17 protein-coding genes are annotated in these 20,188 nt (G+C 66.9%); 1 reads left to right on the forward strand and 16 read right to left on the reverse strand.

The window, feature by feature from the left end; translation table 11 throughout:
* From EGY25_RS05745 to EGY25_RS05785, 9 genes are all read right to left on the reverse strand, one after another.
* Positions 1 to 1,568, reverse strand: a 1,568-nt coding sequence (locus EGY25_RS05745; RefSeq protein ID WP_209308000.1) for a strawberry notch-like NTP hydrolase domain-containing protein, incomplete at its 3' end; no start/stop codon positions are given.
* Positions 1,569 to 1,732: 164 nt separating this feature from the next.
* Positions 1,733 to 3,811: a ParB/RepB/Spo0J family partition protein gene (locus EGY25_RS05750; RefSeq protein WP_135194129.1), complete on the reverse strand. Its 2,079-nt coding sequence runs from the start codon at positions 3,809 to 3,811 to the stop codon at positions 1,733 to 1,735.
* 51 nt (positions 3,812 to 3,862) lie between these two features.
* Positions 3,863 to 4,768 carry a toprim domain-containing protein gene (locus tag EGY25_RS05755; protein WP_135194130.1) on the reverse strand — a complete coding sequence of 302 codons (906 nt, stop codon included), beginning with the start codon at positions 4,766 to 4,768 and terminating at the stop codon, positions 3,863 to 3,865.
* Positions 4,769 to 4,775: 7 nt separating this feature from the next.
* Positions 4,776 to 5,468 carry a RadC family protein gene (radC, locus tag EGY25_RS05760; RefSeq protein WP_135194131.1) on the reverse strand — a complete coding sequence of 231 codons (693 nt, stop codon included), beginning with the start codon at positions 5,466 to 5,468 and terminating at the stop codon, positions 4,776 to 4,778.
* Positions 5,469 to 5,923: 455 nt separating this feature from the next.
* Positions 5,924 to 6,430 (reverse strand): isoprenylcysteine carboxyl methyltransferase family protein, encoded by a 507-nt coding sequence (locus EGY25_RS05765; protein ID WP_245159367.1) that lies wholly within the window; start codon positions 6,428 to 6,430, stop codon positions 5,924 to 5,926.
* Positions 6,430 to 7,482: a type III polyketide synthase gene (locus EGY25_RS05770; RefSeq protein ID WP_135194133.1), complete on the reverse strand. Its 1,053-nt coding sequence runs from the start codon at positions 7,480 to 7,482 to the stop codon at positions 6,430 to 6,432. Before EGY25_RS05770 ends, EGY25_RS05765 begins: the two co-directional genes overlap by 1 nt.
* Positions 7,483 to 7,792: 310 nt before the next feature.
* On the reverse strand, positions 7,793 to 7,987 hold the full coding sequence (locus EGY25_RS05775; protein ID WP_135194134.1) for a DUF1289 domain-containing protein: 195 nt from the start codon (positions 7,985 to 7,987) through the stop codon (positions 7,793 to 7,795).
* Positions 7,988 to 7,994: 7 nt separating this feature from the next.
* Positions 7,995 to 9,107 carry a nickel/cobalt efflux transporter gene (locus EGY25_RS05780; RefSeq protein WP_135194135.1) on the reverse strand — a complete coding sequence of 371 codons (1,113 nt, stop codon included), beginning with the start codon at positions 9,105 to 9,107 and terminating at the stop codon, positions 7,995 to 7,997.
* A 7-nt stretch (positions 9,108 to 9,114) separates the two neighbouring features.
* Complete coding sequence (locus tag EGY25_RS05785) at positions 9,115 to 9,390, reverse strand: metal-sensing transcriptional repressor (protein ID WP_088582496.1); 276 nt, start codon at positions 9,388 to 9,390, stop codon at positions 9,115 to 9,117.
* A 67-nt stretch (positions 9,391 to 9,457) separates the two neighbouring features.
* On the opposite strand from EGY25_RS05785, the gene EGY25_RS05790 reads away from it, so the two are divergent.
* On the forward strand, positions 9,458 to 10,777 hold the full coding sequence (locus tag EGY25_RS05790; RefSeq protein WP_135194136.1) for an MFS transporter: 1,320 nt from the start codon (positions 9,458 to 9,460) through the stop codon (positions 10,775 to 10,777).
* A 31-nt stretch (positions 10,778 to 10,808) separates the two neighbouring features.
* Here the strand turns inward: EGY25_RS05790 and EGY25_RS05795 are convergent, their stop codons facing one another.
* The 7 genes from EGY25_RS05795 to EGY25_RS05825 all read right to left on the reverse strand — a co-directional run bounded on the left by EGY25_RS05795 (position 10,809) and on the right by EGY25_RS05825 (position 19,982).
* The gene (locus tag EGY25_RS05795; protein ID WP_135194137.1) at positions 10,809 to 11,525 is read right to left on the reverse strand and encodes a transmembrane anchor protein; all 717 of its coding nucleotides are present in this window, start codon (positions 11,523 to 11,525) and stop codon (positions 10,809 to 10,811) included.
* A gap of 13 nt (positions 11,526 to 11,538) precedes the next feature.
* Positions 11,539 to 12,267, reverse strand: a complete 729-nt coding sequence (locus tag EGY25_RS05800) for a HupE/UreJ family protein (RefSeq protein WP_035308114.1) — start codon at positions 12,265 to 12,267, stop codon at positions 11,539 to 11,541.
* Positions 12,264 to 15,452, reverse strand: a complete 3,189-nt coding sequence (locus EGY25_RS05805; protein WP_135194138.1) for an efflux RND transporter permease subunit — start codon at positions 15,450 to 15,452, stop codon at positions 12,264 to 12,266. Before EGY25_RS05805 ends, EGY25_RS05800 begins: the two co-directional genes overlap by 4 nt.
* 14 nt (positions 15,453 to 15,466) lie before the next feature.
* On the reverse strand, positions 15,467 to 16,729 hold the full coding sequence (locus EGY25_RS05810; protein WP_035308110.1) for an efflux RND transporter periplasmic adaptor subunit: 1,263 nt from the start codon (positions 16,727 to 16,729) through the stop codon (positions 15,467 to 15,469).
* Positions 16,726 to 18,042 (reverse strand): TolC family protein, encoded by a 1,317-nt coding sequence (locus EGY25_RS05815; RefSeq protein WP_052004992.1) that lies wholly within the window; start codon positions 18,040 to 18,042, stop codon positions 16,726 to 16,728. Before EGY25_RS05815 ends, EGY25_RS05810 begins: the two co-directional genes overlap by 4 nt.
* A gap of 53 nt (positions 18,043 to 18,095) precedes the next feature.
* The gene (locus EGY25_RS05820; RefSeq protein ID WP_088582500.1) at positions 18,096 to 18,542 is read right to left on the reverse strand and encodes a hypothetical protein; all 447 of its coding nucleotides are present in this window, start codon (positions 18,540 to 18,542) and stop codon (positions 18,096 to 18,098) included.
* Positions 18,543 to 18,857: 315 nt separating this feature from the next.
* Positions 18,858 to 19,982 (reverse strand): acyltransferase family protein, encoded by a 1,125-nt coding sequence (locus EGY25_RS05825; RefSeq protein ID WP_088582501.1) that lies wholly within the window; start codon positions 19,980 to 19,982, stop codon positions 18,858 to 18,860.
* Positions 19,983 to 20,188: the final 206 nt, after the last annotated feature.

Here is a 20,188-nt window from a genome sequence, read left to right on the forward strand (position 1 = left end):
GCGCCGCCGCCGATGGCGCCCCAGTCGCGCCGGGCGTCCTCCAGCAGGGCGTCATTGCGGGATAGCCAGACCGCGCGCACGCGCCCCTGGCTCATGTTGTCGGCGACGATGGCGGCGATCTGACGCCCCTTGCCGCAGCCTGTGCCGTCGCCGAGGAAGAAACCCCGACGGAAGGCGAACGCGTCGCTTTGATCATCGCGCACAAGCGCCACCTCATGCGGTGCCTCGACGAGGCGGAACCGGCCGGGCAGGAAGGCCGCATGGGCCTCGCCGGCGTAGATCACCGACTCCGTCTGGGCGTCGGAGATCCGGGCTTCGCCGCGCGCGGCCGGCGGCAACACCGGCCGATAGGTCGGCGCGGGCGGCGCGACGGACGCCATCGGGCCGGACTCGACCAGAGGCGAAGGGTGAGGCCGGGGATCAGGCAGGACGATCCGCGCCAGGGCATGCGTCTGATAGAGGCCGACGTCCCGGCCCTCTCCGGCCCAGGGCCGCGCCTCATAGGCCAGCGGTGCTGCTCCGGCCAGGAAGGCAAGTCGGCCTGCGGGAAGGGCGAGCCCGCGGTCGCGCGGCGCCAGGAAGGCGGCGGCGTCCAGCGTCAACCGCACGCGCGGACGGGCGGTGCCGCGATCCGGAAGGCTCGCGAGAATCCGGGCGGTCGCCTCCAGATCTTCAGGCTGATGGAGAAGGCCGTCCCAGACGGCTGCCCCGCCGCGATCCATGACCAGCAGGCCGGTCTCGACCGAGGTGCCGTGTTTGGCGAAAGCGCGCGCGGGAAACGCCACGGCGGCCACCATGACGCCGTGGCCTTCGAGCACCCGCCTCAGATCGGTGTCGGCAAGGGCGGTGAGGGGCACGATCGCCGCCATCCGGCCGCCGTCCGCCAGAACCTTGACCGACGCGATAAGATGGGCCTGAAGATCCGAGAACGGCGGGTTGCAGACCACGACGTCGAACGCCCCGGCGTCCCCGAGGAGGTCGGGTAGATGGCGGCCATCGTGCCGCCGGCGCGTCGCCTTGGCGAACAGTCCGTCGAGGAGCGCGGCGCGCGTGGGCGCAAGCTCGTTTAACGTCAGGCTCGCCCCGCACGCTTCGGCCACTACGGCCAGCAATCCGGTCCCGGCCGAGGGCTCCAGCACGAGGTCGCCCGGCCGAACCTGCGACGCCAGCACCGCGAGGGCGGCGAGTTGGGGCGGGGTGGAGAACTGGTCCAGCGCGACCTGTTCCTCACTGCGCCGGCTGTGGGTCAGGCCAAGCGCTGAGACCGCGGCGAGCAGAGCGGCGATCTCGGCCGGGGCGTCCTCGAGCCGGGCGATCTGCGGCGCGAGGCGGCGGATCTGAAGCACCGTCGCGGCCTCGATAGCGTCATAGGCGTCGCGCCAGGTCCAGCCGCCCTCGGCGTCGGACGCTCCGAACGCGGTGGTCATCACCTCGGCCACGAGACGTCGATCCAGCGGGCGCGAGCGGGCAAGATGGATGGCCAATGCACGGGCAGCGGCCAGGATGTTGGCGGGGAGATTCCCGACGGCGAGGTCGGCGAACAGCGACAGGTTGCGGATCGTTGACATGGAAGGCTCCGATCGCCTGGAGCGGAGGGCTCCTCCCTCTCGGTCCTCCAGGCTCGCTTCGCCCCGCCCTCCCTTCGTCTCCCCGACAGTCGCGTCGACGCGCACGACGACAGAGAAACACCGTCCCGGCAGGTCGCCGGGGCGGTGTTTCCGTGTGCGGATAATCAGGCGGCGGCGACGTCCAGGGCCGCCTTGCCCGCCGGAGTGACGACGAAGGCGCCGGCCCCCTCGTCGTCCTCATCGACGCCATCGCCGGCGGCCTGGTCCTCGACGTCCGGGGCGTCCTGATCGGCGTCGATCGGGGCGGCCCAGGACAGGGCGGCCGGAGCCCAGGTCCGTTGCGCGGCCTGTTCGGCCACCCAGTCGACCAGCTCGGTCTTGCGGAGCGTCTTCGCCCGCTCGTCCTCTGCGCCCATGGTCTCGAGCATGCCGGTCAGCAGGCCCTTGGAGTGGGGCTGCAGGAAGGGGGCGTCGGGTGTCCAGTGTAGAGTGATGTCCGCCTGGCAGAGAGCGGCCAGCTCCGCCGCCTCGGCCCGGGCGCTGCGGCGGATGGAGAAGGTCTTCTCCTCCCGGACGTCGAGGCTGATGGCGGTCAACTCCGCCAGCAATCCCATCTTCTCGCCGTGGGCCAGCCCATGCACCCAGCCGATCACCGTCTTGCCGGACGCTTCCCAGGCCGTGCGGCGATCTTCGAGCCGGCGACGCACGTCCCCGTCCAGGGTCTCAATGACCCGGCCATTGGCGGGATTGAACCCACAGGCCGTGATGGCCAGGGCTGAGTCCACGCGCCCGATGTGGGCGCGCCGGACGAGGACGGTGAACAGCCGGGCGATCAAGGCCGTCAGCCCCGCCCCGGGATCGTCGGCCAAGGCGCGGATCAGGCCGCGCGTCGCTACATCGGTCCGCACGGTGTGAAGGGCGTGGTTCACGCCTTCGGTCTCCGGCTCCGGAGCCTCGACTTCCGGCGGGACATAGGCCGGTGGCGCCGAGGTCCGACGCGCGGCCTCCGGCGCGGCGTCCTCATCCTCATCGTCGATCTCGGGTTCCTCCGGCGTGTAGCAGCGGACATCGACGCCTGCCTCCGCGGCCGGCCACAGGACCATCGTCGTTACGACCCGGCCCCCGCATCCAGTCTGGTCTGATGCGATCCTGGCGTGGATCATATCGACGATCGCCAGATCGGCGACGTCGGGGTGCTCGACGTCCGCCAGGGCGATGCGCGCTTTCTCTGTCCGATCGTTGAACACCTCCCGCTGCGCCCGATAGCGCGCCATCTCTTCGGCGGGGAGTGAACCGCCATACACATAACCGAGCGCCTCCAGATCATCGGTAAGCTCTGGCTCCGGGCCGGCGGTCACGTGAACCGAGATCCCTTCGGCCTCGAACACGGCCGCGATCCCGCGTGCGCGACGGGTCCAGACGTCGGTCAGAATGTCCGGGTCGAGCAGGACCGGCGGAAGCTCGCCGAACAGATCGCTCTCCGTCCGCCCCCCGGCGTCGGCATAGGCCCGAGGATCGACCAGGGCGCAGCGGCGATCGCGCGTGGTGACCCGGCTGTCGTCGAGACGTTCGCTGACCCGCCATTCCTGAAACCCATGGCCGTCCAAGGTCATCTGGGCGAGAGCCTCCTGCTCCTGGCGATCCGGCAGCCGTGCCAGCAACCGGGTCTGGCGAAGGGTGATGCGGCCCGCCTTCAGCGCCACCAGAGCGGCCGGCGCGACCCCGGACAAGGCGGCCAGCCGTTTGATCTCGATCTCGTCATAACCGAGCGCCCGCGCCATGGCGGTGATCGTCAGTTTCGACTTCAGCATCCGGCCGATGGCCGCGATGACGTCGGCCACGTGGACCGGGACGGCGGTATTGGTCAGCAGGACCGCCGCCGCCTGGCGCGCCGGATCGGTCTCGACATAGGTCCGGACCGGATAGTCCTCGTCGATGTCGCCGGCCTCCAGCAGGATAGCCAGCGCCAGACGACGACGACGACCGTCGAGGGCCATGAACGGCTGCTCCTTTTTGCCGCGACCGGGCCTGACGGTCACGGGCTGCAACTGACCGGCCGCCTTCAGGGTAGCGGCCAGGGTCGGAATATCGTCGTCGGGCGGTTCGCCATAGCGCAGGTTCTCTCGCGCGATGCCGAGATCCCCGAGGCGGACGATGCGTTCCACGGGCGTGAAGATGACGGCCGGGGTCGGGGTTTCAGGAATAGAGGTTGTTGGGGTGATGACGGGAACGAGGTCGCTCATGAGGTCTCTCCTGCCGGGCGTCGGGGCCCATCCCTGCCGCTCCGGCGCCCCTCAGCGCCCTCGCTCCCCCTTTTGCGACGTTGCCGCGACCGCGACCTCGTTCCAGTCGCCGAACGGCGGGTCGGGCCATGACGCCTCGACATCAAGTCCATCGCGGACCAGGCGGCGGCGGAGCCGGGTCGCCGCCGCCTCACCGGCCTCGCCTCGATCGGCGGCGATCAGGACCCTGCGCACGCAGGCGGGCGGGCTCCAGACGGCGAGGTTGTTGGCGGCCATGAGGGCCCAGCCGGGAAGACCGAAGCGGTCCATTGCCGACAAGGTCGTGACGACCCCTTCGCCCACCAGCATGTTTTCGGCCGCAGGCGAGAGGCGAACGGCCGCGCCGGGGGGCACCTGACCCACGGTCTTGCGAGCCAGGCGCAGACCGGCAGCGAGCAGCCCGTTGGTCTCGAGATATGTCAGTTCGACCGCCGTCAGACGATCGTCGGCGTCGCTGATCCGGGCGATCAGAGCCGGACGCGAGCGCCCGCCGCTCCGATACACCGAGAGTGGCGCGGCCGGGTGCAGCCGAAGATTGGAGACCGCGTCCCCGGCCAGAACGGCGCGCCGCTGTAGATAGAGAGCGGCCGGACCGTGGGGTGTTCGCCCCGTCGTCGCGGTCCACAGACGCGACGCGGTCTCCACGCGAAAGCGCCGGTCCGGTCTCGGCGATGAGGACCGTCCGCGCCCGCCGCCGGTGAGCCGACCGGCGTCGTCGATGAAGCCTCGACCGCGAAGATCATCCCGGGCAGTGCGCCAGTCGGCGCCGCCGAATCCGTGGATGATGACGCGATCATCGGCCAGCATCAGAGAAACCGAACGATCCGCCGTGCTGTGACCGGGTGCGGGGATGCTGGCGCGTGAGCCCCCGGCGTAAAGGTCGCCGCCCAGGGCGGTGACGATGGCTTTCAGGGTCATGGCGGCCTCAGATCAGGCCGAGCTGTTTGAAGCTCGCCGTACCCTGGCGGCCGATGACGAGATGGTCGTGGACCTGCAGGCCGAAGACGCGCGCAGCATCGTTGATCTGCCGCGTCATTTCGATGTCAGCGCGCGAAGGCGTCGGATCGCCGGACGGATGGTTGTGGACCAGAATGAGCGCGGAGGCCGAGACTTCGAGCGCGCGCCGGATAACTTCCCGGGGGTAGACCGGCGCGTGGTCAACGGTCCCTTCTGCGAGGAATTCGTCCCGGAGGAGGACGTTCTTTCGATCCAGGTAGAGGGCGCGGAACTGCTCCCGGGGTGCGTGGGCCAACGCTGAGCGCACATAGGCTATAAGGCATGACCAGGACGATACGACGGGACGTCGGCAAGCTTCCGACCGGGCCAGACGGACGCTCAACTGCTGCAGTAGTTTGAGGTCGGTGATCGTGGTCGCGTTCAGTGAAGCGGCCCGGGCGAGTTCCGGCGGGTCGGCAGCGACGACGGCTGCCACCGAGCCGAAGACCTTCAGCAAAGTCTCAACGGCCCGGGGAATGTCACGCTGTGGCAAGGTGCGTGTCATCAGCAGGGAGAGTAGGGACGCGTCGTCCAACTCCGGCTGAAGGGCTCCCGGTAGATCAAAAAGCGACGCCGAGAGACGATCGGAAGGCTGGGGCGTCGATGAGGGCAAGGGTCGCATCACGGGCTCCTGGACTGTTCCACCCCCGCTCGGGGCGGCCGCCTCCGCCCTTCCTTTTTCTCCGGTTCACTGTTGGCGAGGTACGCCGCGGGCGTCAGGTTGGCTCCTGAAATGGCTCCTCATGCTCGCCGGCCACGCCTCGTTTCTGGCCAGACGTCTCGAAGTGGCGGGACGCCGAGACCCTCGAAGTCCGCCCCATCTTTTTTCTGGTCACCCTCAGGAATGGCCTGATCTTCCTGTTTGCGATCCCGATCTTCGAGCTGCTCGAACATGCCCAGACGAGCGGCTGGATCCAGACGGTGTTCACACTGCCCTGAGCCAGGCGCCGCGAACTTGCTGGACCGCCTAAAACCAAAAAGCCGCTTGGCTGGTGGACGGGGCTTCGCACCAGAGTTGCTAAGCTCACCGCCAGGATCCGCGCCTGCTGACACGACAGGAAGGCCTCGAGCGGTCTCCTATCCCGGCTGCGCTCCGGCGGTTGCCGCCGAAAGAGCCCGGGCCTCGCTGCGGATGCGCACCCACATCATCGCTGCGTTGAGAAGGCTGAATATGATCGCATAGCCGACCAGTCCGAAGGCCAGCGGCAGGACCGCGATCTCGAGGGCGACCACGACATAGTTGGGATGGGAGACGAAGCGATAAGGCCCCCGAGTGACCAGCGGCGCGCCTGGCAAGGTGATGATCCGGGTCGTCCAGCGGGAACCGAGAGTGGCGATCACCCAGACCCGGCCTGCCTGGAGCAGAACGAAGACGGCGAGCAGGGCAAGGTTGACCGGCCTGTCCCACGCGAACGCCCACAGTCCCAGAAGCCAGGCCCCGTGCAGGAGGACGATGAAGACGTAGTGGTCCGCGCCCGTCTCGACGGCGCCCTGGGCGCGCAGACGGTGAGTGTTATACTCGGCCAGAACCAGTTCCCCGAGCCGCTGCGCGGTCACCAGGGCGAGGACGACGATGGACAACATCACGCCGCCGCCCTCAGGGTCACGGTGCTGAGGGTGAAACCTGGCCCCAGGGCGGTCACGACCGACCGGTTCGGCAGGCCCTGTCGTCTCGCCCGGTCGAGGACGTAGAGGACCGTCGGCGCGGACATGTTGCCGTGGTCGGCCAGAACCTCCCGTTCGTGATCCAGACTGCCCTGATCGAGGGACAGGGATCCCTCCAGGGCGTCGATGACCTTCATTCCGCCCGGGTGACAGATGAAACGATCAACATCCTCAAGCTCCAGGCCCTGGCGTTCGAGCATCCCGACCATCGCCGGTCGGAGGTTTTCGCGGGCGAACGGAGGAATGGCGCGGTCGAAGATCACGCCCAGACCGGTCGGGCCGACGCGCCAGCCCATGACGTCCAGACTTCCGGGCCAGGTGTGTTCGCCCGCCGCCTCGATCGAGGCGAAGCCCGCCTCGCCGCAGCGCACCACACAGGCGGCCGACCCGTCGCCGAACAGCGCCGTCGCAACAATGTCCGCCTTGGTCAGATCCTCCATCCGGAACGAAAGGGTGCAGAGCTCGACCACGACCACGAGGATCACGGCCCCCGGCGAGGCCTGGGCCAGCCTTCCCGCAAGGGCGAGGCCCGTCGCTCCGCCGGCGCAGCCGAGGCCGAAGACCGGGACCCGCGCTGCATCGGAGCGAAATCCCATCCGGGCCATGGCGCGGGCCTCAAGGCTGGGCGTGGCGATGCCCGTCGATGAGACCGTGATGACCACGTCGACATCGGAACCTTTCAGGCCTGCTTGATCGAGAGCCGCTTCCGCGGCTCTGGCGAACATGCCGACCGCGATGTCGAGATAGGCCTGGGTCCGTTCCGGCCAACTCCGTGGAGTGAGATACCAATCCAGGGGCATGGCCGATTGCCGCGTCCTGATCCCCGCAGTGTCGAACACGGGCAGCATCCGGTCGATTCCGGGAAACCGGTCTCTAAACAGCGCCTGAGCGACCCGGACCACGTCCGTCTGGGTCATGACATTCGGCGCGTTTGCGGTCGCGATGGAGAGAAGTTTGGCGGAAGCCGGCATCGAGGTTCGCTCCGGTCGGCATCGGTTGCGACCCGAACGCTAATCGCGCGAAAGCTTCAAGGTTCCAAAAAGGCTTACAGTACAGCTAGATAAGAACCGGCATCACTCGCAAAAGCACCCAGAAGCGGAAGCATAGCGTTCGAGGATGAAGCACGAAACAGCTCCCGAGATGGGCGGTCGGCGTGCCTCTCGACCAGTTCATTCTCGACCGCTATCTCGCCAGCGCCGGTCAGAATGAGACGTCGTCGGGTCTCAAACGCCGTAACCCGCAAGGTGGACCGGAGCGATGGCCACGGCCTCACGTCTCTTTTCACACCGTCGGTTTCGGTGTGAGGTTGGCTGAAAGCCTGGCGAGACGACGCGGCAGATCCCGTTCGATGGTTCTCTTCTGATAGGGACTAAGCTTGCGCCAGCCCGCTATCTCCGGGCGCGTTCGACCACAGCCTTCGCACTGACCCGAGCGGCCGTCGAAGGTGCAGATATCGATACAGGGCGTGCCGGTCATGAAGGAACTACCCGGCCAGGGCCACGACGGCCTGCCAGGTGAGAACCAGGCCGACGATGGCGATCAGCCCGCCTGAAAAATAGGGCGCTTTCCGCGCAAAAGCCGCGAAACCTCCCGACCAGCGCTTCTCCGCATGCCGCATCCCGATCGCCGCTGCGACACCGACGGTGACCATGGTCGCCGCCAATCCGATCGAAAAGCACAGGACGAGGGTCGCACCCAAGGCCACCTGCTTCAGCTGCAGGCAGAGCAGCAGGACGGTGATCGAGGCCGGGCACGGGATCAGGCCGCCTGTCAGGCCGAAGAGCATGATCTGCCAGGTGGTCACCTTGCGGTTGGCGAACCGTTTCTTGATGTCGTTGGCGTGGGCGCGTTCATGGGCGTCCTGGTGGCCGGGGTTTGAGACATCCAGGCCGCCGTGGTCATGACCATGCTCGTGATCGTGTTCGGCGAACTCGACGTCGAAGTCATGGGTGTGATTGCCGTGGCCCAGAACCAGCCGCGCCGTGAAGGCGTGGGGTTCGGGAATGACGTCAGCCGATTCGAGATAGCCGTCGCGTGTCTCGAAGTGGAATGTCTGGACGGAACCGTCCGCGCGCGTGGTGGCGACCTTGATGTCGCCGGCCCTCGGGACAGGACCGTGATCGGGGGCAAACCGGAAGCGCGGCGGAATACCGTCCTCGAAGATACTCAGGCTGACGACGCCATGGCCCGTGTCGATCCAGCGCGTCTCGTCGTGGGTGTGGTCATGATCATGCTCGTTATGGACGGCGTTCTGCTCGCGCCATGTGGCCAACAGCATCCATGCGGCGACACCGAGGATGATCACGGCCGAGGCCAGTTGGAACCAGCCCTCCGAGGCTTCGATGTCGAAGAACTGACCGAAGTAAAGACCGGTCAGGGCGATCGCCCAGACGATGGCCGTGTGCGACAAGGTCGCCGAAAGCCCGAGCAATACCGCCTGCCAGACCGTCCCGCGCACGGCGACGATGAAGGCCGCCATCATGGTCTTGGAATGCCCCGGCTCAAGACCGTGAAGCGCCCCGAGAAGGAGGGCCGAGGGAATGAACAGCCAGGCATGGGCCGAGCCCTGCGCGAGCAGGTCCGCAAACGGAGTCATCGGCGTCTCACAGGTATTTGGTGATGTCTTTGAACTCGGCCATGGCCTGCCGCGCCTCAGCCGGATCGCCCTCCGCCGCATGGGCGAGGCAATGGTCGATGTGATCGTGGATCAGGGCCTTCTTGGCCGCCGCCACGGCCTTCTCGATTGCGTGAAGCTGCTGGGCGAGGTCGAGGCAGGTGCGGCCGCCCTCGATCATGGCGATGGTTTTCCGCAGATGTCCCTCGGCGCGTTTGAGCCGATTGACGATCTCGGGATGGGATTTATGGACGACGTGGGCCATAGCAAGATGCTATCCCCCCGGAGGGGATAAGGCTAGCCCCCTGGCTCGACCCGCAGGATGATCTTCGATGTTTTCCCCGCTCCGACATGCCGGTTATCGGCACCTGTTTACGGCTCAGGTCGCGGCCCTGCTCGGCACGGGCATGGCGACGGTGGCGCTGGGTCTGCTGGCGCATGATCTGGCCGGGGCCAATGCCGGCGAAGTCTTGGGGATGGCCCTGGCCATCAAGATGATCGCCTATATCGGCGTCGCGCCCTTCGCGAACGCCCTGGCGGCCAGGCTTCCCCGCAAGGCCCTGCTGGTCTCGCTGGATGTCGTCCGGGCCTGTGTCGCCGGCGCCTTGCCGTTCGTTGGCGAGGCCTGGGAGGTCTATGCCCTGATGACGGTGCTGTACGTCGCCTCGGCGGCCTTCACCCCGGCGTTCCAGGCGATGATCCCCGACCTGCTGCCTGACGAGGCGGAATACACCAAGGCCCTGTCGCTCTCGCGCCTCGCGGCCGATCTCGAGAGCGTGGCCAGTCCCGTGCTGGCGGCCGTGCTCCTCGCCTTCATGAGCTACAACAATCTGTTCGCCGGGACGTCCCTCGGCTTCGTTATCTCGGCCCTTTTCGTCGTCACGGCTGCACTGCCGGTACTGACGCAGACGGCTCAGAAACCCTTCATCCAGCGGCTCACGGGCGGGGTTCGCCTGTTCGCTTTGACGCCACGTCTGCGCGGTCTGATCGCCATCAGCATCGCCGCGGCCGCCGGCGGGGCCATGGTGTTCGTCAACACGGTCGTCCTGGTGCAGTCCCGCTTCGCCATGTCCGGCCAAGCCGCCGCCTGGGCGCTAGCGGCTTTCGGGGCGGGGTCGATGGCGGCGGCGATCGCCCTGCCTCGCCTGCTGGACCGGGTCGCAGACCGGACCGCCATGTTGTGGGGCGCCGCGATCATGACCCTGGTGCTGCTTGGGGGATCGGTGCTGGCGACCACCTATGTCGCCCTGCTCATCCTCTGGGCCGTCATGGGCGTCGGCTATTCGCTGACCCTCACACCGGCGGGTCGCGCCTTGCGTCGGTCTTCCAACGCACAGGATCGTCCGGCCCTGTTCGCGGCGCAGTTCGCCCTGTCCCACGCCGCCTGGCTGATCGCCTATCCGGTCGCCGGTCTGGTCAGCGCGGCTGCGGACCCCAGCGCGGCCTTTCTGGTGCTGGCCGCCCTGTGCGCGTTCGGAACGGTCCTAGGATTTGTAGTCTGGCCTGCGAACGACCCGACGGACCTGCCGCATCGGCATGACGCACCGGCCGAAGACGATCCGCATCTGGACGGTCAATCCGGAGAGGCGTTGCACAGCCATCCCTTCGTCATCGACGAGCGCCACCCGCGATGGCCGACGACGAAGGAGTGAGCCCAAGGCGGGAGACATCCGACCGTAAGCCTCAGTCGACGAAATCGACGCTCTCGTAGTCGCCCGAGGTTTGAAGCGTGATGGTGACACGCTCGCCGCTGCGGTTACGCCAGAACCAGCCGTGATGACCCGCGAAAGCGGCCGTTAGCACCCCCGTCTCGCGGGCGGAGGTTCCCTTGCTATAGCCGTGATAGGTGATCCCTTGGCCGTCACCATGGGTGTCATAGTTCACCGCCGGGCCACTGGTGGACCAGGTGAAGTTCGCCTTCGCGCCGTCCCCCATGGCCATTTTGATCTCGGCCCCCTCGTCAGGCTCAAGGGTCAGGGACGTGCGATGGCTGCGACCCGCCGATGCGCCATTGGTTGTCGTAGCTGCGGCTGCCGTCTGGGTCGTGACCGCTGGCGGGACGGCTTCGGTCTTGCCAGACCTGGCCGGCTCCTGAGTTGCGGTGTCTGGTGAGCCCACTGGTGCGGCTGCCGGCAAGGCAGGCGCGGTCCTCGTGGATGTAATGACCGCCGCCGTTGAGGCCGCTTCAGCCGCAGCTTCAACGGCGAGTTGGCGCTTGATCCGGCCCATCTCGGTCAGCCCGAAGACCGAGCCGATGCGGGTAGGATCGACGCCGTACTCGGCTGGAAGGACCACGGTGACCAGCAGGGCCGAGGCGATGACGACGGCGACGCCGGTAGACTTGAGCAGCTTGGCCGTCGACGGCAGTTCGGCGGGATCGGGTTGATTGAGATTTTGCATGGAAGGTCTCCCGTCAGGCGACGAAGAAGCCGACGAGCTGATAGCCCGTCAGGATGAAACCGAGGATCATGAGGATGACGTTGGCCAGATAGGCGTGGCGCCCGAAGCTGGCGGTCCGGCGCCAGAATCCCATGGCGATCAGGATGGCTCCGAGCGCCAGAAGCTGGCCGATCTCCACGCCGATGTTGAAGGCGATCAGGTTGACCAAGAGGCCGTCTGAAGACAGCTGGAAGTCCTGCAGTTTGGTCGCCAGACCCAGGCCGTGGAACAGACCGAACGCCAGGGTCGCGGCCCTGGCGTCCGGCTGGACACCGAACCAGCGTCGGTAGGCCCCCATGTTGTCGAGCGCCTTGTAGACGACGGACAGGCCGATGATGGCGTCGATCAGATAACTGGAGACGTTGACGTTCAGCATCACGCCCAGCAGCAGGGTCGTCGAATGCCCGACGGCGAACATGGTGACGTAGAGGCTGATATCCTTGAGGCGGTAGAGGTAGAAGATCACCCCGAACAGGAACAGCAGATGGTCGTAACCGGTGACCATGTGCTTGGCCCCCAGATAGACGAAGGGCCAGAAGACGATGCCGGACGTCTCCTGGATGTAGCCCTTGTCCCCTGCCGCCACCCCGTGCGCCAGGGTGGCGGTGAACAGGCCGTTGAGGAAGAGCACCAACAGGCCTGCGCTCAGCAGGCCGATGGGCGTTCGCAACCAGGCGGTCGCGCGCTGGAGACGCGGGTTCATGAAGTCCTCCGGGAGTATGCGAAGGGAAGCCGCTCACGCCACGACCGTCTGACGCCGTTCGGCGAAGACGGGCGGCCGTGGACGAGGCTGTAGAGGGCGGGGAGCACGAGCAGGGTCAGCAGGGTCGAGGAGATGATCCCGCCGATGACGACCGTGGCCAGCGGGCGCTGGACCTCGGCGCCGGCTCCGACGTTCAAGGCCATGGGCACGAAGCCGAGGCTGGCGACGAGCGCCGTCATCAGCACCGGGCGAAGACGGGTCAGCGCCCCCTCCCGGATTGCCTCGCCAAGAGGCTTCCCTTCGGCGATCAGGCTGCGGATGAAGGTGACCATGACGACACCGTTGAGCACGGCGACCCCGGACAGGGCGATGAATCCGACCCCCGCCGAGATCGACAGAGGCAGCCCACGCAGCATCAGGGCGGCCACCCCTCCGGTCAGGGCCAGAGGCACGCCGGAGAAAACGATGGCCGAGTCCTTGACCGAGCGGAACAAGGCGAACAGCAGGCCGAAGATCAGCAGCAACACCGCGGGAACCACGAGTTGCAATCGTTTGGCGGCCGAGATCAACTGCTCGAACGTTCCGCCATAGGTGACCCAATAGCCGGCCGGTATGGCGACCTCAGCATCGACCCGGTCCTGAACCTCGCGGATGAACGAACCCAGGTCGCGGTCGCGGACATTGGCCGTGGTCACGATGCGGCGTTTGCCGTTCTCTCGGCTGATCTGGTTCGGACCCTTTGTGAGTTCGATCGTGGCGACCTCATTCAGGGGCACGAACTGACGCGGCTGTCCTTCGCCCGCCGGGAGCGGGACCTGGAGACGACCGATGGCGTTGGTGTCGGCGCGCAGACGCTCGGGCAGGCGGACAACGACGTCGAAACGACGGTCACCCTCGAAGATTTGCCCGGCGGTCGTGCCGCCCATCGAGGTGGAGATAACCGACTGGACGTCTTCGATGCTCAGGCCAAGGCGCGCCATGGCGGGTCGGTTGGGTGTGATCTGGAGCACCGGCAGGCCGGTGATCTGTTCGGTCTGGGGATCGGCGGCCCCGTCCACCGAGGCCACGATGGCTTCGATCTCGGCGCCGAGGCGCAGCAGTTCGTCGAGATCGTCGCCATAGACCTTGATGGCGACGTCGGCCCGCACCCCGCTCAGCAGTTCGTTGAACCGCATCTGGATCGGCTGGGTGAACTCGTATTTGCTGCCGGGAATCTCATTCACGGCCTCTTCCATCTCGGCGACGAGGTCGCCGCGAGACTTGCGAGGGTTCGGCCAATCCTTCCTGTCCTTCAGCATGATGAAGGTGTCGGCGACCGAGGGCGGCACCGGATCGGTGGCGACCTCGGCGGTGCCGATCTTGGCCACGACCCGCTCCACCTCGGGGAAGCGGGCGATGCGGGCTTCCAACGCAGTCTGCATCTGCACGGCCTGGGTCAGGCTGGTGCCCGGGATGCGCAGGGCGTGCATGGCGATGTCGCCTTCGTCGAGATTGGGCACGAACTCCGAGCCCATCCGCGACGCCCCGAACCCGGCGAGCAGCACCAGCACGACCGCAATGCCGATCATCAGGCTGCGGGTCCTGAGCGCGAAGTCGAGCGCCGGCTGATAACCCACCCGGGCCCAGCGCATCAGGAAGCTGTCCTTCTCCTCGACCTTGCCGGTGACGAACATGGCGACGGCGGCGGGTACGAAGGTCAGGGACAGCAGGAGCGCTGCCGTCAGGGCGATGACGACGGTGATCGCCATCGGGTGGAAGGTCTTCCCCTCCACCCCGGTCAGGGCGAAGATGGGGACATAGACCAGGGTGATGATCATGACCCCGAATAGCGAGGGCCGGATTACCTCGCTGGAGGCGGTCGCCGCCAGATCGAACCGTTCCTCGCGGGTCAGGATACGACCCAGGCGATGCTGGGCCTCGCCGTAGCGCCTGAGGCAGTTCTCGACGATGATGACGGCGCCGTCCACGATCAGGCCGAAGTCGAGCGCGCCGAGGCTCATCAGATTGCCGGAGGTTCCGGTCCGCACCATGCCGGTGATGGTCATCAGCATGGTGACGGGAATGACCGCCGCCGTGATCAGGGCCGCGCGGATGTTGCCGAGCAGCAGGAACAGCACGACGATGACCAGCAGGGCGCCCTCGACGAGGTTCTTTTCGACGGTGTGGATGGCGCGTTCCACCAGTTCGGTGCGGTCGTAGACCGGCGTGGCGACGACACCGGGCGGCAGGGCCTTGGCGGCTTCATGCAGGCTGGCGGCGGCGGCCTGGGCGACGATACGGCTGTTCTCGCCAGCCAGCATTAGAACCGTCGCAAGGACCGTCTCCTTGCCGTTCTCGGTCGCGGCGCCGGTGCGAAGTTCCTGGCCCATTCCGATGTCGGCGAAGTCCAGGATGCGGATCGGAATGCCCCCACGCGTGGCGATCACGATGTTGCCCAGGTCTTCACTCGTCGAAGCCTGCCCCGGCACCCGGATCAGATACTGTTCGCCGAAGCGCTCGACATAGCCCGCGCCGACGTTGGCGTTGTTGTTGTCCAGCGCTTCGACCACCTCGGCCATGGTCACCCCGTAGGCCGCCAGCCGCTGCGGATCGGGTGTGACGTGATACTGACGCTCGTAGCCGCCGACGGTGTTGACCTCGGTGACACCGCGCGTGTTGCGAAGCTGGGGCCGGATGACCCAGTCCTGAAGCGTGCGCAGGTCTTCGGTCGTATAGGGCTGGCCGTCGGGACGTCGTGCACCCGGCTCGGCCTCGACCGTATACATGAAGATCTCCCCGAGGCCGGTGGCGATAGGGCCAAGTTCAGGGGTGACGCCGGGGGGAAGCTGACCGAGGGCGCTTTGGAGGCGCTCATTCACCAGTTGGCGTGCGAAATAGATGTCGGTGCCGTCGTCGAAGATGACGGTCACCTGGCTCAACCCGTATCGCGAAACCGAGCGGGTGTATTGAAGGCCCGGAACGCCTGCGACGGCGGTCTCGACGGGGAAGGTGATGCGCTGTTCGGCCTCCAGCGGCGAATAGCCGGGGGCTTCGGTGTTGATCTGAATCTGGACGTTGGTGATGTCCGGAGTGGCGTCGATCGGCAGGCGCTGGAAGCTCCAGACGCCGATGGCGCAGGCCAGGAGGACGAGCCCCATGACCGCCCATCGGAAGCGGATCGACAGGGCGATGATGCGTGCAAGCATGGTTCTCGCGCCCCCTAGTGATCATGGCTCGCGCCGGACTTTTCGATGTCCGCGCGAATGAGGAAGGCGCCGTCCACGACGTATTCGGTTCGGGGTTCGAGCCCGCCAAGCACCTCGGTCCACTCGTCGGTCCTTCGGCCCAGTTCGAGCATCCGCACCTCATAGGTGTTGCCGACCTTGGCGTAGACGACCTGGAAATCGCGGAACGGCTGGATGGCCTTGGTCTGGACGGCGAGAGGCACTGCACCCTCACCGACCTGAACGGTGCCCTGTACTCCCAGGCCCGGCCGCCAGACGCCGCCCTGATAGGCCAGTTCGACATGGGCGATCAGGGTCTGGCTCATCGGATCAGAGCCGGGCAGGATGGTTTCGATGACGCCATTGAAACGGTGGTCACCTGCCAGACTGGTGACCTCGACCCGCTGGCCCCGGCGGACACGTTCTGCATCGCGCGGATAGAGGGCGAACTCGGCATGGAGGCGGGTTGGGTCGCCGATCACCAGCATCGGCTCGCCGCCCGCGCCGGTGATGGCCCCGGCGTTGACGTTCTTGGCCATGATGACGCCGGAGATCGGCGCGGTGACGGAATAGGTCTGGAGGCTCTCGCTGGACTCGACCCGCGCCACAACCTGGCCTCGCGATACGCGCTGGCCCAGTTCGACGTTCAACGCCATCACCCGACCCGGATAGCGGGCGAAGACATCGCTCTGGCCCTCAGGCGTGATCTCGACCCGACCGCTCAACGGCAGAGACTCGCCCAGGACTGCGGAACCGGCGCGCTGCGTGGTGACGCCACCGGCGCGGGCGGCGTCGGCTGAGATGACGGTGCGACCCTCATAGGACTGGTAGGCCCAGGTCGATCGCTTGCCGTTCTGGGTCGCCGCGACCGCCACGTCGAAGGAGTGCGGCTCGGAGACGACACCGGGGCTGGCGAGATAGTCCTCGGTCGGGATGAAGGTGAACCGATCGACCTTCGGCCCGAGACGGGTCAGGGCCATGGTCGCCTGGACCTGACGTGGATCGAGCGGCTTGTCCTTCAGATAGGGATAGAGCCGGAACAGGGGCTCTGGTCCTTCCTCGAAGATGGTGATCTCAAGGGCGAAGTCTCCGTCGCGGAGCATCCGGCCTCGGTGAGGGCCACGCTCATAGTCGGCGGCGGCAGCCTCGCCGTTTTCGCCTGCCTTTTCGGCGGGCTTGTCTCCGCAAGCGGCGGCGGCGAAGGCGAGGACGATCGCGGACGCAACGAGCCAGCGCCGCGAAGGTGTCAGGCGGATCATGGTTGAGTCTCCAGGGCGAGGATCAGGGCGCCGTGCGCGCCGGTCAGTCTGTCGAGGCGGGCGCGATCGATATGGAATTGCTTGAGCACCGCGACGCGGCGGGCGCGGGTCTGCAGCAGGGCGGTCTGGGCGGAGATGACGTCGTTGTAGGTGAAGCCGCCCCTGTTGAAGCCGTCGCGCACCAGAACGACGGCGCGCTCGGCCTGGGGAAGGGTTTCCTGCCCGATCCTGCGAGCTTCGCTGGCTCGGGCCATGACCTGAACCTGCAGGCGCGCGATCTCACGTTCACGGTCGATGCGGGCGGCGGCGAGATCACCCTCGGCGGCCAGCCCCTCCGCTCGGGCGCGGTCGATGGCCCCGAGGTTCTGGTCGTAGCGACCAAGGGGAATCGACGCGCCGACGACAAAGCCGAGGTCGTTGCCGTCCCCGAAGTGACGGACGCCGGCGCTGACCGTGGCGTCCGACCGGGCGCGGGCCGTCTCCACCGCCACCCGGGCGACGGCGATGTCGCGCTGTGCGACGAAGATGTCCAGGTCCGCCTGGGCGACCCCATCCGTGACGTCGAGCGCCGACCGGGTGTCGGCGAAGGTCTCGGCGCCAAGGGTGAAGTCCGATGACCCATCCCAGAACCGGGCCAGCGAAATGTTGGCGACCCGGACGGTAATCCCGGCCTGATCGAAGTCGATCTGGGCCTGAGCCAGTTCGGCCTCGGCGCGCGCCCCGGCGAACAGAGGATCGCGCGCCATGTCCACGCGGCGACCGACCTCGGTCTGGAACCGTTCGGCGAGGTCAAGGCGCTCGCGGGCGATCTCCAACTCGGCCTGAGCCGCCAGAGCTTCCGCCCAGGCGCGCTGCACCTGTTCGAGCCGGTCCAACTGGCGAATGCGCGCGGTGGCGTCGACCAGCAGCCCTTCGGCTTCGGCGAGAGAGACACGGGCGGACCTGTCACCGCCCCGCTCGAACCGTTGCTCGACTGTGAGCGTGGTCTCGGTCCGACGGAACAGGTCGCCTCCGCCGATGGTCGGAAAGTTCTCGACCATCACCCCAAGCGTGGGGTTGGGACGAACGTCCGCCTGACGCACGGCTGCCCGCGACGCCTGTCGCCGGGCCTGGGTCGGTGCCAGTGAGGGATCGACCAGGGCGGCTCGACGCAGCGCCTCGTCCAGCGACAGTACAGGCGCGGTGGACGTGGCCGCCGCATCCTGTGCGACAGCAAGGGTCGGCGGCAGCGAGGCCGCCAGAATGAGCGCGAGGGCCGACACGGCCGTCAGTCGCGCCCACGGCCCGGCAATGCCGGACGATGGGGTCTTCAAGGGATTCTCTCCGGGAAACGGGGGTGCACGCGCGACCGATTGGCCGCGTCGGATCAGATGATCGTGCGCGTCCGTCTGGGAGGGTATTCAGGCCCGTCGCCGTCGTGGGCCGGACGTGCGCCATCGCCCGCCGGCTGGATCAGCACGGCGTTCATGGCGACGAGGGGGCTCAGATCGCGGTTGAGGATCGGGATGGCGGTGTGGCTGTCGCCGCTCGTATGGTGGTGATGGCTTGCTGGACGCCCGGCCTCGCCCTCGTCTTCGCCGTCTTCGGCTTGATCCAGTGGATCCTCGGCCGGCGCGTCGGGGGCGATATGGACGTGCAGCGAGCCATGATCGACGTCCGCGATCTCTGCGTGATCACCGTGGCCGATCGCGACTGCCGGCCAATCCGACGCATGGGCAATCTGGTGCCGCCCTTCCTGAACCCCATGCAGGCTCAACGTCGCCACGAGGGCGGCGCACAGGCTGACGCAAATGGTGCGAAACAGGCGAGACAAGATTGAACGGCTCCTTCATCCGCCATAGTGCGACCCGATCCCAATGGCAACGGTCGAGGTTGCCGCATCACGATATGGCTAGGATTCGTCCTTCAGGTGGATACGTGATGGCGGAGGTCGGGAGCTCCGTTGACGGCTGCGACGATGCGAACATTGATCGATCCGCCAGTCGTGGTAAGGGGCGGCATGGGAGTGACTCACTATCATTCTCAAAATGTTTTCTTGGTGGGCTGCGGGTCGCTGCGGCGCCAGTGCGGCGCCGACCGGTCGGGATTGACCGACGCCGAGGCAGTACCCACGTCTCGTGGCCCGGGGTCAGGCCGGCGCTGCGGGCCGGGCTCGCCGGCTTTCGAACCGGCGTCGGATCCAGGTTCGCCCAGGTTTCTCAACGAGCAGATGCAGGGCCGCCGCGATCAGCGCCGTGACGACGAACAACCCTGCCAGTTCGACTGGCGTGATGCGGAAGGCGCTGTCGATGCCGCGCAGTTCGGCGACCACGCCCTTGAAGGCGACGAGGACGGGCATGTGCACGAGATAGAGGGCGAAGGAGGCTTCACCGGCGAAAACCAGCGCAGGGGCGGCGAGAGGCCCCTCGCAGTCCGCGCGTGCGAGCAGGGACCAGGTCAGGATAACGGGGGCTGAGAGGGCGACGATGATCCGGTCGTCCAACGACAGCTGCATAGCGCCGAGCAACACGAGGGTAGCAGCCAGGGCGGCGGCGATGGCGACGGGCCGGCTCCAGCGCCAGCGATGGCCCAAGCCGTAGAGCGCCATGCCGATCAGAAAGGCCGGCGCTATGCGCAAGATGCCCATGTCGTCCTCGGCCCGAGGCAGAACCTTGCCGAAGGTTGAGACGTAGGCCGCGTCGATGACAACATAGCTGACGATGCCCAAGCCGAGCAGGAACCAAGGACGATGTCTCATCCGGATCGAGAGAAGGGCGTAGGCCGGGAACAGCAGATAGGCGAACCATTCCGCCGAGAGCGACCAGGACGGGCCGCTCCAATTGTATCCGATTTCGCTTGGAAACCACGCCTGTACCAGGAACAGGGTCTTGAAGAAGCCCTCTGTCGTGTAGGTCGAGAGATCGAACGGAACGCCAGAGATTGAAGCTCCGAGCACCATGATCAGAACACCGCCTAAAATCGCCAGATGGAGGGGATAGAGCCGAGCCAAGCGGGCCACGAGGAAGCGCCTGTAGCTGAACGTTCCTGCGGCGAAAGCGGGGCCGTAGACGTGGGCCAGAATGAAGCCCGACAGCATGAAGAAGGCGTCGACCCCCAGCCGGCTTCGCTCGATGATCGGGCTGTAGCCCAGGGCCGGATCCCACTGAAGCTGGTAGTGGAACAGCACCACGCCCATGGCCAGGAAGGCCCGCAGGCTGGTCAGGGCCCTCAGATCAGCCGGGTAGCCTTCGTGAGTCGGAGAAACGGACGTCATGAACGATGGCCCCCACGGCGGGCGGCACAGGACGGACCGCTTAATTGGTCTACGCATCGGTCGCCGCCATCCCTCATCCTCTCGCATCCGGGGGTCAGGCCTGCCGCGCTGGAGAAAAGGCCATGATCTGATCCTGCGCCGCTCGCGGGCTCATGGCGGTCGGCTTGCAGGTTTCATCGGAAGGCGGGATGACGCGTGCCACCGGC

The organism is Brevundimonas intermedia (assembly GCF_004614235.1).
GTDB lineage: Bacteria > Pseudomonadota > Alphaproteobacteria > Caulobacterales > Caulobacteraceae > Brevundimonas > Brevundimonas intermedia_A.

What these genes read in the sequence shown, in the direction of transcription:
- EGY25_RS05795 (WP_135194137.1), bottom strand. Translation starts at nt 11,525, where the DNA reads ATGCAAAATCTCAATCAACCCGATCCCGCCGAACTGCCGTCGACGGCC.
- EGY25_RS05755 (WP_135194130.1), bottom strand. Translation starts at nt 4,768, where the DNA reads ATGACCCTGAAAGCCATCGTCACCGCCCTGGGCGGCGACCTTTACGCC.
- EGY25_RS05775 (WP_135194134.1), bottom strand. Translation starts at nt 7,987, where the DNA reads ATGACCGGCACGCCCTGTATCGATATCTGCACCTTCGACGGCCGCTCG.
- EGY25_RS05800 (WP_035308114.1), bottom strand. Translation starts at nt 12,267, where the DNA reads ATGAACCCGCGTCTCCAGCGCGCGACCGCCTGGTTGCGAACGCCCATC.
- EGY25_RS05780 (WP_135194135.1), bottom strand. Translation starts at nt 9,107, where the DNA reads ATGACTCCGTTTGCGGACCTGCTCGCGCAGGGCTCGGCCCATGCCTGG.
- EGY25_RS05765 (WP_245159367.1), bottom strand. Translation starts at nt 6,430, where the DNA reads ATGTTGTCCATCGTCGTCCTCGCCCTGGTGACCGCGCAGCGGCTCGGG.
- EGY25_RS05785 (WP_088582496.1), bottom strand. Translation starts at nt 9,390, where the DNA reads ATGGCCCACGTCGTCCATAAATCCCATCCCGAGATCGTCAATCGGCTC.
- EGY25_RS05790 (WP_135194136.1), top strand. Translation starts at nt 9,458, where the DNA reads ATGTTTTCCCCGCTCCGACATGCCGGTTATCGGCACCTGTTTACGGCT.
- EGY25_RS05825 (WP_088582501.1), bottom strand. Translation starts at nt 19,982, where the DNA reads ATGACGTCCGTTTCTCCGACTCACGAAGGCTACCCGGCTGATCTGAGG.
- EGY25_RS05810 (WP_035308110.1), bottom strand. Translation starts at nt 16,729, where the DNA reads ATGATCCGCCTGACACCTTCGCGGCGCTGGCTCGTTGCGTCCGCGATC.
- EGY25_RS05770 (WP_135194133.1), bottom strand. Translation starts at nt 7,482, where the DNA reads ATGCCGGCTTCCGCCAAACTTCTCTCCATCGCGACCGCAAACGCGCCG.
- EGY25_RS05750 (WP_135194129.1), bottom strand. Translation starts at nt 3,811, where the DNA reads ATGAGCGACCTCGTTCCCGTCATCACCCCAACAACCTCTATTCCTGAA.
- radC (WP_135194131.1), bottom strand. Translation starts at nt 5,468, where the DNA reads ATGCGACCCTTGCCCTCATCGACGCCCCAGCCTTCCGATCGTCTCTCG.
- EGY25_RS05805 (WP_135194138.1), bottom strand. Translation starts at nt 15,452, where the DNA reads ATGCTTGCACGCATCATCGCCCTGTCGATCCGCTTCCGATGGGCGGTC.